This is a genomic window from Alteromonas ulvae (genome assembly GCF_048987005.1).
Taxonomy (GTDB): domain Bacteria; phylum Pseudomonadota; class Gammaproteobacteria; order Enterobacterales; family Alteromonadaceae; genus Alteromonas.
The window spans coordinates 1,833,387-1,845,984 of sequence record NZ_CP185261.1 but is presented as its reverse complement, the minus strand read 5'-3'; the positions used below and the strand labels follow the sequence as shown (position 1 = coordinate 1,845,984).

Annotated in this window: 10 protein-coding genes; 5 read left to right on the top strand and 5 right to left on the bottom strand. The window is 45.3% G+C overall.

Features of this window, described 5'->3' with window-relative positions; all coding sequences use genetic code 11:
• Position 1 precedes the first annotated feature (1 nt).
• On the top strand, positions 2 to 517 hold the full coding sequence (locus ACOJR9_RS08075) for a cob(I)yrinic acid a,c-diamide adenosyltransferase (protein ID WP_420935776.1): 516 nt from the start codon (positions 2 to 4) through the stop codon (positions 515 to 517).
• Positions 518 to 571: 54 nt separating this feature from the next.
• Complete coding sequence (locus ACOJR9_RS08070) at positions 572 to 1,135, top strand: hypothetical protein (RefSeq protein ID WP_420935775.1); 564 nt, start codon at positions 572 to 574, stop codon at positions 1,133 to 1,135.
• A gap of 16 nt (positions 1,136 to 1,151) precedes the next feature.
• Here ACOJR9_RS08070 and nagZ read toward each other — a convergent pair whose 3' ends face one another.
• Positions 1,152 to 2,195, bottom strand: a complete 1,044-nt coding sequence (gene nagZ / locus ACOJR9_RS08065; protein ID WP_420936091.1) for a beta-N-acetylhexosaminidase — start codon at positions 2,193 to 2,195, stop codon at positions 1,152 to 1,154.
• A gap of 123 nt (positions 2,196 to 2,318) precedes the next feature.
• On the opposite strand from nagZ, the gene ACOJR9_RS08060 reads away from it, so the two are divergent.
• Both ACOJR9_RS08060 and ybaK read left to right on the top strand, forming a co-directional pair.
• Positions 2,319 to 4,745, top strand: coding sequence for a penicillin acylase family protein (locus tag ACOJR9_RS08060; RefSeq protein ID WP_420935774.1), 2,427 nt, complete (start codon positions 2,319 to 2,321; stop codon positions 4,743 to 4,745).
• On the top strand, positions 4,742 to 5,218 hold the full coding sequence (ybaK, locus tag ACOJR9_RS08055) for a Cys-tRNA(Pro) deacylase (RefSeq protein WP_420935773.1): 477 nt from the start codon (positions 4,742 to 4,744) through the stop codon (positions 5,216 to 5,218). The genes ACOJR9_RS08060 and ybaK overlap by 4 nt, the downstream gene beginning before the upstream one ends.
• A 147-nt stretch (positions 5,219 to 5,365) precedes the next feature.
• Here ybaK and ACOJR9_RS08050 read toward each other — a convergent pair whose 3' ends face one another.
• The 4 genes from ACOJR9_RS08050 to pheS all read right to left on the bottom strand — a co-directional run bounded on the left by ACOJR9_RS08050 (position 5,366) and on the right by pheS (position 9,745).
• The gene (locus tag ACOJR9_RS08050; RefSeq protein ID WP_420935772.1) at positions 5,366 to 5,929 is read right to left on the bottom strand and encodes a hypothetical protein; all 564 of its coding nucleotides are present in this window, start codon (positions 5,927 to 5,929) and stop codon (positions 5,366 to 5,368) included.
• Between the two features lie 130 nt (positions 5,930 to 6,059).
• Entirely contained in the window at positions 6,060 to 6,359 is a 300-nt protein-coding gene (gene ihfA / locus ACOJR9_RS08045) for an integration host factor subunit alpha (RefSeq protein WP_032095099.1), read from the bottom strand.
• 3 nt (positions 6,360 to 6,362) lie between these two features.
• A complete protein-coding gene (pheT, locus tag ACOJR9_RS08040; protein WP_420935771.1) occupies positions 6,363 to 8,750 on the bottom strand; it encodes a phenylalanine--tRNA ligase subunit beta in 2,388 nt (795 codons plus the stop codon).
• 14 nt (positions 8,751 to 8,764) lie between these two features.
• Complete coding sequence (pheS, locus tag ACOJR9_RS08035; protein ID WP_420936090.1) at positions 8,765 to 9,745, bottom strand: phenylalanine--tRNA ligase subunit alpha; 981 nt, start codon at positions 9,743 to 9,745, stop codon at positions 8,765 to 8,767.
• 362 nt (positions 9,746 to 10,107) lie between these two features.
• On the opposite strand from pheS, the gene ACOJR9_RS08030 reads away from it, so the two are divergent.
• Complete coding sequence (locus ACOJR9_RS08030) at positions 10,108 to 12,543, top strand: hypothetical protein (protein ID WP_420935770.1); 2,436 nt, start codon at positions 10,108 to 10,110, stop codon at positions 12,541 to 12,543.
• Positions 12,544 to 12,598 lie beyond the last annotated feature (55 nt).

Sequence of the window (12,598 nt, the reverse complement as noted above, 5' to 3'; positions counted from 1 at the left end):
AATGAAAATTTATACTCGTACTGGCGATAAAGGCAGCACGCAAATATACGCCGACAAAGCCATCCGCGTAGATAAAGATGATTTAGTGGTACAAAGTTACGGTGACATTGACGAGCTCAATAGCCACATTGGTCTGCTTGCCGCCTCAGTGCCTATGCAACACCGAACACAGCTTCACACCATTCAACGCAATCTCTTTCAGGCAGGCTTTGCCATATCGGCCAGCTCAACATTAACGCAATCCGATATAGAAGCCCTTGAAAGCCTTATCGACGAGTTAACTAATCAAATGCCACCGAATACGTCATTTGTCCTACCAGGTGGCAGTGAAGATGCGGCGCAAGCTCACGTTTGTCGCGCGGTTTGCCGGCGTGCAGAGCGGGCCGTTATAAGCCTAGCTAAGCACTACGACGTGCCCGAAGTGGTGCATGCTTACCTAAACCGATTAAGTGACTTCTTATTTACCTTTGCACGCTTTTTAAATATCGAGGCAGGTATCGACGAAGTGAGAGTGTAAAATCACTACGGGGGACAGTCACTCATTAGCAGGCTTTATTCACCCCAAATTATCATGAGTCATCGTGAATGGAATTGGTTGGCGGCGGGTGCCGATGGCTTTAGCAGCCCTCGCTGGGGTAAAGCGCCTGAGCAAAAACCAGGTTTTAGTATGGGCGTTGATGATGAAACCACTCTTACCGTAGGCAATAACACTTTTACCTTCTACCTCACACCGGGTCACACGCCAGGCACTCTCTCTGTTGTGTTTACCGCGGTGGAAAAAGGAGATGCAAAAGATGCTAGCATGCACAAAGCCATATTGTGGGGCGGAACGGGTTTAAACTACGGCCCTGATGTTCCGCGCATAAAAGCGTATACTGAATCTGCCGCCAAAATGCGCCGTTTAGCGATAGCAGAAAACATCGACATCTTCCTATCCAATCATCCTAAACGGGACGGTAGCGACAAAAAACTGGCTGAACTCACTCAATCCGCGAGCGCACTTAACAGTAAACGTGCAGAAACAAAAGAGCCTGCTAAAAGCAATCCGTTTATCTTGGGAAAAGAAACCGTTGCGTCGGCATTCGACATGCTTTACCACTGTACAACGGCCCAAATGTTAAAAGCTGGCGGATAACATTGGTGTTACCCGCTTATGGCTTGCGTTCGCTCATTCTTTCAATAAGCGCAACGGCACTGTCATATTGATCTTTTAACCCCGATGGCAATGCTCGCTTATGAAAGGCTCGCCCGCACAGTGTGTTAATGTGAGTCTTAGCGTTGTCTTTCTTGTTTATGTCGGCTTTTTGCTGTTGAGCAACACGATGTTCTAGACCATCAAGAATGTGCTCTGCGCCTTTCACATTGTTACAAGCCAGCACCATATCGCAACCTGCATTGAGTGCGGCCTCTGCCCGCTCAACATAGTCGCCTGCAACAGACGCACCATGCATCGACAGGTCATCGGAGAAAATAGCGCCATTAAAACCAAGATCTTTCTTTAATATCTGCTTAAGCCAATGGGACGAAAAACCCGCAGGATCGGGGCATACCTGATCATAAATTACGTGGGCAGGCATAACGCCGTCCAGTAAATCACGCTTTATTAAACGTTCAAACACCACCATATCGGTGTGTTTAATCTCGTCAAAATCGCGCTCATCACGGGGCAATGCAACATGAGAGTCTGGGGCAACACTGCCGTGGCCAGGAAAGTGCTTGCCAATAGCAGGCATGTTCGCACTTTTAAGCCCGTCGATCAGCGACGCGGCTAACCGCACAACATCAGTGGCATTATCAGCAAAAGCGCGATCGCCTATGACTTGCGACACGCCATTTATATCTAACACAGGGGCAAAGCTAACATCGATATCTAGCGTTTTTAGTTCTACTGCTAACGCAAGCCCGCAAGCATGAGCAAGAGCAGCACTTTCGCCTTCATTTTTCGTATGGCGCAAAATATCGCCCATGGCAGGAATGGCAGTAAAGCCTTCACGAAAGCGCTGTACCCGCCCCCCTTCGTGATCAACCGCGACTAACAAAGGTTTGTTAGCATATCGACGAATATCTTTTATAAGCGCCGAAAGTTGAGCTTTGTCATAATAATTACGAGAAAATAAGATAACGCCGCCTGTAACCGGATGCGCCAGTTTTTCTTTTTCTTCAGGCGACAGTTCTTCTGCCTGACAGTCGAGCATTAATGGACCCACAGCACACCCTTAGTTTTCTTTAGCACAGCTTGACGAGTTGGTCTCATAAAACATCACTTCTCATTGTTGAGTTTGTTGGGGTAGGATAGAGAAAAAAACGGAGTAATTCACGTGATAAATTGGCTCAAGTGGCTTGTTATGGGTGCGATACTGTTAATGGCGATTGCCGCAGCAACTGTGTACAGCACACTTTATTTAAGTTTACCCAAGTTAGAGGGTAACAGCGCCACCTATCACGTAACACAGCCTACCCACCTATCGAGAGACTCCCTCGGTCATGCGGTTATAAACGCTGAAGACCTATTTGATGCGGCCTATGCATTGGGGTTTGCTCACGGTCAAGACCGCTTTTTTCAAATGGACTTACAGCGCAGAGCGGCCTCTGGCAATTTATCAGCCTGGGTAGGAAGCGCAGCGCTCGATATAGACAAAAACGCGCGGTTTCACCAATTTGAGCAACGAGCGCAAGCCGTTTTCGACAATCTGCCAGCTAGGCAACAAAAACTACTTATTCGTTATGCTCACGGCGTAAATGAAGCTATTGATGAATTTACTACCCTTCCCTTCGAATACATCGCTGCAGGTATGCAGGTCACGCAATGGCGGCCTACCGACAGTATTTTGGTTATTTACAGCATGTATTTAGAGTTGCAGGACGGGCAAGTAAAGCTAGATCTTGCAAGAACCGCTCTGAAAGATACTTTTGGCGATGAGATTTATCATTTTATTACCCAGCAAAGTCATTTTCAGGCCGCTCTTGATGGCAGCGAGCTTCCATTGTCCAACGCTCCTATTCCCGACTATCCTAGCCCGTTTAACGCTGCGGACGAAAGTAAAAATGAAAGTGAAAGTGCAGATATTCGAGCCTATATCAACGGCAACAATAATGACGGCCTGTCAGGTGACATTTATGATTATTCAGGCGGTGATATTGAACGCAACCGCGCTCGTTTTAACTATAGGGGCACCGAACTTCCCGACATAGGCAGTAATAACTATGCGGTATCGGGAGCGGTTACGCCCACCGGAGCAGGACTATTGGCAAACGATATGCATTTAAGCCTTCGCGTACCCATTATTTGGTACCGCACTCAGCTTAATTACAGTGAAGATGGGCAAGATATTTCAGTGACGGGCGTGTCGCTTCCGGGAGTGCCTGGCATTGTAGTGGGTACCAACGGCGATATTGCCTGGGGCTTTACCAATGCTAACTTAGACAACGTAGATTGGGTGGCGCTGAATAACGATACAGACACTACGTTAGTAACAGAAACTATTCCCCTTCCCTCAGGCGTTCATGAATACACCCTAGAAGTCAGTGAATTTGGCCCGGTAAAAATACTTAACGGAAAGCGCTACGCCCTGAATTGGGTAGCGCACCACACATTTGCTGCCAACTTAGCTATTACCCAGTTTGGTAACGCTAAGTCTGTAGATGAGGCAATAGAAATAGGTAAACATATTGCCAATCCCACACAAAACTTAGTCATGGTTGATAGCGAAGGTAATGTGGCGTGGATGCCTGGCGGCGCTGTTCTTCACCGAGAAACCGCATCGTACACCGCAATTTCTGAACAAGATATGCGAGACAATCCCCCGCGCCGAGCAACAAAGCTGCCGGTAGTAAAAAATCCTGTTTCCAATCGAATATGGACAGCCAATGCTCGAGTTATTGCGGCAAAAGATCTTCCACAACTAGGCGATGGTGGTTACGCGCTTGGGGCAAGAGGCAGACAGATAAGAGACCGCCTGTTTGAAAAAGACACCTTCACCGAGACTGACTTTTACGCTATTCAGCTAGATAATCATGCACAGTTTCTTATTCCATGGCGCAACTTACTCACTGGCTTACTCACCATGCAAAACGTCGAGTTTAAGCCCGATCTAACCTATCTAAACACATGGGGAGCCTGTGCGTGTGACGACTCTGTGGGTTACACCTTAGTAAAGCATTTCCGCCGCGAAGTTGTACAAACGCTATTTGGTGAAATATTATCTTCTCTCGATGAGCAAGGCGTTCAAAGCCGCACGCTTCTGCGTGGTATTGAGCCTGCGACCTGGCAGCTTATACAAACCCAGCCTAACAGCTGGCTACCAGCGGGAACCAATACTTTCGATGAGTTGTTGGTAGATGCCTACAGGCGAGCCAAGCATAAACTTCTCGATAAATATTCTCCTCTTGAAGCGAATATGGATAAGCTAAATTGGGGAAGCGTAAATGCGTTAACGGTAAAACACCCTTTCTCAGCACAAATACCCTTAATAGGTAAAAAGTTGAATATGACGCCAGTAAACGGTTTCGGTGATACCTACATGCCTGCGGTGCAGTCTGCTGAATTTGGTGCTTCAGAGCGTTTCTTTGCAAGCCCTGGGCATTTAGACAATGCTATTCTCACCCTGCCTGGTGGGCAGTCTGGCCACCCACTGTCAGAATTTTTTACAGCAGGTTTTACTGACTATGCCACACAAGCAGCAACACCGCTTTTGCCAGGCGACATTATTTATTCACGCACCTTTTATAAGAAAGAAGAAGAATGACGCCAGCCATTACTCTACTAACCCAAAAGCGTATTAAGCACAGCGTGCTTAAGTACGAGCACGAACCCAACGCGTTATCCTATGGCTTAGAGGCCGTTGAAAAACTAGGCTTGCCCCCCGAAAGCGTATTTAAAACATTGGTAGTTTCTTATGAAGATAAAAAGAATAAAGCATTGGCTGTAGCCGTTGTGCCCGTTACCACTAAGCTCAGCGAAAAGAAAATGGCAAAAGTGCTGGGCACAAAGAAAGTTGCCATGGCCAGTGCCGACGCAGTCATCGCATCAACAGGTTATGTGCTTGGTGGGGTAAGCCCTTTGGGACAAAAAAAGCGACTTGTTACGGTTATCCACGAAAGTGCCCTACAACTCGAGCTCATTCATGTAAGCGCAGGCAAACGGGGCTTAGAAGTAGCGTTAAGTGCAGCCGACCTCGGTGCACTCACTAATGCACAATTTGCCGACATATCTGTATGAGCTATCAGTATAAGCTATGAATATAAGCTTTCGATATGCGCGCTAGGGATACGCTATCCATATGAGCGCTTGCGATGTAAGCTATTCATATGAGCACTCGGTATGAGTGTTTAAGAGCCTGCTTTACCGAACTCTTACTAATGAGAACTAACGAGTACTAACGGGCACTGCATTGGCCTGTTGAAGCCACTGCTCTCTCGCTTCTTTTATTACTGCGTCACTGGGTGAGTCGTTACCCGCAATGGTAACAGCTATTTGTTGAATGATTGCATCTCGCTTTTCAAGTAGTGCATCGGCGCGGGCAAACAAGTCCTGTGCTTCTGGGTACTTCGCCTTTAGCCCTTCAATACTTTCTAATGCATAATAGTGGGTTTCAAACTCTTCGTTAAAAAGCTGGCGCTTAGCATTAAAAACAACGTAATCTTTCGCTGCCCGAGAGCGTAAGTATTCAAGGTCGTTGGCCGCTAAGTTTGCCGCTTCGCCTACTTCTGAGGCTTGCTGAAGCCAATATTGAATTTCTTCATCGTTGTTTTGATCAACCGCCTGCTTTACGCCTTTTTGCAGGTCGCTTGCATGCAATATTTCCATTACGGTGATAACGGGTACGCTCGATGCTTCTCGATCGCGGTTGTTAGCATCAGCCGATAAAAAAACAAACCATGCGGCTACGGCAATTAGCACAATAGAAAAAACGACAAGTGCTTTTTTCACACTATCCTCCGAAAAATTAATATAAGAAACCCAGTGCGAATGCACTGTAAAAAGAAGAAACACAAAAGAGCGAGGGTGCTCCCCGCTCTTTTCATGTTTTTACAACGTTATAATTGCAGCAGTGTGCGAATTATTCGTCGACAGGTGCTGAGTTTTCAACTCGGCTTTTAAGTTTTTGACCAGGGCGGAATGTCACCACCCTACGCGCTTTGATAGGAATATCTTCACCCGTTTTAGGGTTACGTCCAGGACGTTCATTCTTATCACGCAGGTCGAAATTGCCAAAACCTGACAGTTTTACTTGCTCACCAGATTCCAGAGCGCCTTTAATTTCTTCGAAAAAAAGCTCAACCAGATCCTTAGCATCACGCTTGTTAATGCCCAATTTCTCGAATAGGTGTTCAGCCATCTCGGCTTTGGTCAATGCCATAGTTTACTCTCTTAACGCGGCCCCAAACTCAGATTCCAAACCTTTCACCACAGTATCGACAGCGTGCTGAATCTCAGCTTCTTCTAAGGTTTTTTCTGGATCTTGTAAATGAAGTGACAATGCAAGGCTCTTGTACCCAGGTTCAATTCCCTTGCCTTTGTATTCATCAAACAAGTTTAGAGCAACTAGTTGATTTACGCCAATTTTTTCTATGTAAGAAAGCACATTTCCTACACGCACTTCATCTTTAACAGTAATAGCTATATCACGACGATTAGATGGAAAACGCGATACAGGTGCAGCAGACGGTAATTTACGTTCGCTAATAGCGTCTACCGCTAATTCAAACACAAATACACGACCGCTTACGCCCAGCAATTTAGTAAATTGTGGGTGAACAGCACCAATATAGCCAACTTCTTCATCGTTAAGCAAAATTTTTGCAGTCATACCAGGATGCAATGCACTGTGTTCGCCAGTAACAAACTGAAACTCACCGTGCTTACCGGTAAGTGCCAACAAGGCTTCTACATCTGCTTTTGCATCGAAGAAATCGACTGGGCTGTCGCCTAAGTCCCAATGTTCTTCGTTACGACGCCCTGCTACTACACCACCAATTACCTGCTGTTGCAATACACCATTTGGCGCATCTTGTTGAGGTATAAAGCGTAATCCGGTTTCAAACAGTCGAATTCGCTGTTGCTGACGCTTCTGATTGTACGCACAAGCACCTAGCAAACCTGGCCATAAACTAACCCGCATTACCGACATATCTGAAGATATGGGGTGCGGTAACACCATGCCTTTTACATCAGGGAACAATGCATTTTGTATTTTCGGGTCGACAAACGAATACGTAATGGCTTCGTTATAGCCTTTGCTTAATAACAACGACTTCATTGTACCTAATGGCAGCTGCGCTTCTTGCGAAGGCAACATAGCAAGGGTAGCGGCTGGCGCAACATTAGGAATATTGTTGTAGCCGTAAACTCGAGCAATCTCTTCAATCAAATCTTCTTCAATTGAAATATCAAAACGATAGCTAGGCGCAACGGCTTCCCAACCCTCACCGGTAGCGGTAACATCTAAGCCTAAACGAGAAAGCATCTCGCTGACTTTGGCGTCATCAATACTAATACCTAACACACGGGTTAAGCGATCACGACGAAGTGTAACCGTGGCTTGCTTAGGCAATTTATCTTCTGAAACCGCTTCAACAACCGGACCCGCTTCACCACCACAAATTTCAAGTACCAATGCAGTAGCGCGCTCTATGGCTTTACGCTGTAGCTGTGGGTCTACCCCGCGCTCGTAGCGGTGCGATGCATCGGTATGTAAACCATACTGACGAGCGCGGCCCATAATGGCATCGCGACTGAAAAACGCACTTTCAAGCAAAATATCTTTTGTTTCAGATGTAACCCCTGAGTGAAGGCCACCAAAAATACCGGCCATGGCTAACGCTTTGTTATCATCTGCAATTACCAGCGTGTTATCTTTAAGCGTTGCTTCTGTTTCGTCAAGCAAAGTAAGCTTTTCGCCCTCTTTGGCCATACGCACATTTATGTTGCCTTCTATACTCGCAAGATTGAACGCGTGCATAGGTTGACCTAGCTCTAGCAACACAAAGTTGGTTACATCAACAATAGGGTCGATACTTCTCACGCCGCAGCGACGTAGCTTTTCAACAAGCCACAGTGGTGATGCAGCAGTTACATCAACGCCCTTAACCACACGACCTAAATAACGTGGGCAAGCATCGTCTGCACTAAGAGTAATAGTAAGCTTATCATCAATAGTAGACGCAACGTCTTCAACTACTGGCTCGCAAACGTCTAAGTTATTCAGCACGCCTACTTCACGGGCAATACCGCGAATGCCTAAGCAGTCGGCGCGGTTAGGTGTTAAATCTACCTCAATGGCATTATCGTCTAGCCCAAGGTATTCGCGAATATCGGTGCCCACGGGCGAATCAGCTGGAAGCTCGATAATACCATCGTGATCATCGCTAATGCCTAGCTCAGAAAAACTGCACAGCATGCCGAAAGAAGGTTCGCCGCGCAGCTTGGCTTTTTTAATTTTAAAATTACCAGGCAGTACCGCGCCCACGCAGGCTACCGCTACTTTTATCCCTTGACGGCAATTAGGCGCGCCACAAACGATATCTAGCAGCTCATCGCCACCCACGTTAATTTTAGTCACGCGAAGCTTATCGGCATCAGGGTGCTGACCGCACTCTACCACTTCACCCACTAGTACGCCGGTGAACTCGCCTGCAACAGGCTCTACGCCATCTACTTCTAGGCCAGCCATGCTCAACTGTTCAGACAGCTCATGTGCCGACAGCGACGGGTTAACCCACTCTCTTAACCATTTTTCACTGAATTTCATGTGTACTTTCTGCCTTAATTGAACTGCTTGAGGAAACGAAGATCGTTTTCAAAGAACGCGCGTAAGTCGTTAACGCCATAACGCAACATGGTTAAACGCTCTACGCCCATACCAAAGGCAAAACCAGTGTATTCTTCTGGGTCTATACCCACCGACTTAAGTACATTGGGGTGCACCATGCCACAGCCAAGCACTTCTAGCCATTGGCCGTTTTTACCCATTACGTCTACTTCAGCGGATGGCTCGGTAAACGGGAAATAAGACGGGCGGAAACGCACTTCTAAAGACTCTTCGAAGAAGTGATGCAGAAAATCGTGCAAAATGCCTTTAAGCTCAGTAAAGCTTACGTTTTTATCTACCATCAACCCTTCCACTTGGTGGAACATTGGGGTGTGAGTTTGATCGTAATCGTTACGATACACGCGCCCTGGCGAGATAATACGTAGCGGCGGTTTTTCCGCTTCCATCGTACGAATTTGAACGCCAGAAGTTTGCGTGCGCAGCATCATGTCGGGGTTAAAGTAAAACGTATCGTGATCGGCACGCGCGGGGTGATTGGCTGGAATATTCAGCGCATCAAAATTGTGGAAACCATCTTCAATTTCAGGGCCGGTTTTAACCGAAAAGCCTAACTCACCAAAAAACGACTCTATACGTGCAATAGTGCGGCTAACCGGGTGCAAATTGCCAGGTTTCTCAGTACGCCCAGGTAGCGTAACGTCTACCGCTTCTTCCGAAAGCTTCTTGTTAAGCTCTTCAGTGCGTAAATGCTCGCCTTTGGCAGAAATAGCCTGCTGAATAACCTGTTTCGCTTGGTTTATTTTTTGGCCAGCGGCGGGACGTTCTTCGTTCGATAACTTTCCTAAGCCTTTAAGTAAGTCGGTAAGTTTACCTTTCTTACCCATAAATTCGACCCTAACGTGGTCTAATGTGGCTGCATCTTCGGCAGCGTCAATCTGGCTCTGCGCCTGATTGATAATCGCGTCAAGCTCCATGGTTTCCTCAATGTGCATGATGACTGCATGGCCCTCGCATAAAAAGATTCAATCTGCGCGCGAGGGCTTGCTTGAAATAAAAACGATAGTTTACACGAGGGATAGACATTACCGCTACCCTATATAGCTGATATTGGCAGAATTTTAGGAAACAAAATGCTCTCACTAAACGAAGCAATAAAATTTTATATGCACTGTGACTCAAATCAGCTTGTGAACACTTCAGTAAATAACTAGACTTTAGTTGAGGGTTTTCAAAATCTCTCCGTGACACTCGTCGTATCTCAGCTGCTCTTGTTGTAAGCAGCTTACATCTGAGCAGACTCTAGCTCTTTTTTCCATACATAAAAAAGGAATTTCAAATGAAAGTCCAATCTGTGTTTTTTGCTTTATCAAAGCTCTTCTTTGCCCTCTCTTTTTTGATGCTGTTGTCCTCTTGTAGCAGTTACGAGCAGCAGGCTAGCCACAGTAATAGTGCGCAAATGGGAGATAGAATTCTATCTGCATTAAATAACCGCTCTGACAAAAGCGAAATACAAGTAGCTGAAGTTATTTCTGAATTAACAGCATCAAATGGCACAAGTATCCTTACAGATTTACAAATAAATACATCCGTTGCACTGTATAGCGAGGGGCTTCTCTCTGCAGTGGGCAACGAAAACTTCGAGCGTCTGTCATTGCTAAATGGCGAAAATCCATCCGTCAAAAAGCAAAAAGTTCAAGCCTTGTTCACCCTATTCCCTAAACATGCTAAATCGATAGCCTTGAATCTTACAAAATACGGTATTTATGAACTAGATGAATTATTCGAAGTCGCATTAAGTAGTAACTTAGACCCATCCATCATCCTTCAAGCAACTGCATCTGGTGAGTCATCAGACATTATGAGAATTGGCTGGGGAGGCAGCGGCGCATTTAGTAGTGTTGTTGAATACAACGGCGACATATACGCTTCATCTGACGTTACAGGTGTTTGGAGACACGAACGCCCTCACTGGTACCCTGTTGTTAAAGGACTAACCAATTACAACATTACGGGCCTTCTTGTTCACAACAATACTCTGCTTGCGGCAACCAAAAAACAGATACTCAAACTTGGCGACGATAACGTTTGGTCGCCAATAGGGTTAGAGCTAAATACCTATCGAAATACCACACTTCAACTGCATTCAACCTCAGCAAATGGCACCACTTGCTTTGCAGCGTTAGAACCAAAGATAGGTTGTATAGATGAGCAAGGTAATGTGACAAAACAAGACCTCTCAATAAGCAAGTTGAAAGGTGTTTATTTTAGCGAGGATAGCGATTATCTATACGGCTTTAACGCCAACACCTTGTTCAGAATAGACATATTTGATGGTAGTCATACCCTTGAATACACCTTTCCCAAGAACATTTTGCGCATATCTAAGTTAAGTGACGACTCGGAGCCTTTAATTTTCACTCAAAATGGCATCTACGAACTAGGCTCTTTTGCCACTGTTAATATAGACCTGAATAATAAAAGCATTGTAAATGTTTTAATAGACTCGAGCTCAGCCGGTAGGCACTTTGTTGCGCTAGGCGGCCAGTGGAACGCTACTATTCATGAACTCACCGCAGTGCCGTCTGGTTTGTCCATAGGCTCGAAGTTGAATATTGTTTACGACAGTTCACTTCCTTACAGGCAGTGGCGAAAGTCAATGACTAAACCTATTGGTATGCCGCACACGGTGAAAGGAAAAATTTGGTTTAGTGATTACTGGGGAATATATGCTTATGATGTTAATTCTAATCAATTTTATGAGAAATCATATGATGCAAGTAATTTTGTAGGTACCGATATTCATATAGCCAACGACACACTATATATAACTGCAATGGACAATGGCTTGGTATCGATGCCGTTAAATAGGCCCAATAAATTCACTCCCATTTTTCCGCGTAAGTCATCAGACTGGTTACTAGCTGGGCATGCATGGTCTGTTAATAGTAACGACAAAGGTGTTTTCGCCACACTCTCACCTTGGAATCTATCGCAGGACTACATTCTTACTGCTGATAAAGAAAATAACTTTCAAAACGTTCAAAAAATTGATGACTTAGCTAGCCGTAAAGACACAAGCACCTTTTGGGGGCAGAGTTTTTCAAGAAAACTGGTATTGTCAGATGGCATTTTTGTTTACAAAGATGGCTTAAACGGTGGCCTTTTCAAATTAGAAGCCTCTCCTCGCGAAAATGATAATGATATTCAGGAAAGTACGAGCAAAAAAATATTTGCCACTGAACGTAACCGAGTTTATCGCGCGCTCACAATTTATAATGGGCTCCTTGTTTCATACCATATAGATGAACAAAAAACGTTGCACTTTAATGATATAGTCACTGGTGAACTTATTAAAAAAGTGGATGCGCCTGTTGGTTTATGGGCATTCGATTTAGAGGTAATCGACGGCTCACTCTATTTATTGGGCTCACGCAGCGGCGCTGTTATTTATAGATTTAATGAAGTAGACGAAACCTTTAGTGAAATAGTAAAAGTACCGACGGCATCGGCTTTCTTAAGCATAAAAAATGCACCTGACAACTCATTAACTATAGCAGGGGCAATTGACTGGTCAGGAAGACCCACCGGTAAAGTGTTATTAAATAAAGAAGGAAGCGACGAGTGGGTAGATGCAACCTGCTTAATGCCCAACGAAAGTGGCGTAGTTGACGTTGAGTTTACTTCAGATAGCCAGTATGTGTATCTTCTTCAGCAAGTTGGTTCGGTAGTAAGGTTTACACTTTCATCGCTGCATAACCACGAAGGCTGCTAGTTGCATAGTACAAAAATAAACCAAAGTAATAGCGCTGCCAAATTTTTAAGTGAAA

Bases quoted from the DNA above. Each gene is read 5' to 3' on its own strand.
- pheT (WP_420935771.1), bottom strand. From the start codon at position 8,750: ATGAAATTCAGTGAAAAATGGTTAAGAGAGTGGGTTAACCCGTCGCTG.
- pheS (WP_420936090.1), bottom strand. From the start codon at position 9,745: ATGGAGCTTGACGCGATTATCAATCAGGCGCAGAGCCAGATTGACGCT.
- nagZ (WP_420936091.1), bottom strand. From the start codon at position 2,195: ATGCTCGACTGTCAGGCAGAAGAACTGTCGCCTGAAGAAAAAGAAAAA.
- ACOJR9_RS08075 (WP_420935776.1), top strand. From the start codon at position 2: ATGAAAATTTATACTCGTACTGGCGATAAAGGCAGCACGCAAATATAC.
- ihfA (WP_032095099.1), bottom strand. From the start codon at position 6,359: ATGGCATTGACCAAAGCCGAGATGGCTGAACACCTATTCGAGAAATTG.
- ACOJR9_RS08030 (WP_420935770.1), top strand. From the start codon at position 10,108: ATGAAAGTCCAATCTGTGTTTTTTGCTTTATCAAAGCTCTTCTTTGCC.
- ACOJR9_RS08070 (WP_420935775.1), top strand. From the start codon at position 572: ATGAGTCATCGTGAATGGAATTGGTTGGCGGCGGGTGCCGATGGCTTT.
- ybaK (WP_420935773.1), top strand. From the start codon at position 4,742: ATGACGCCAGCCATTACTCTACTAACCCAAAAGCGTATTAAGCACAGC.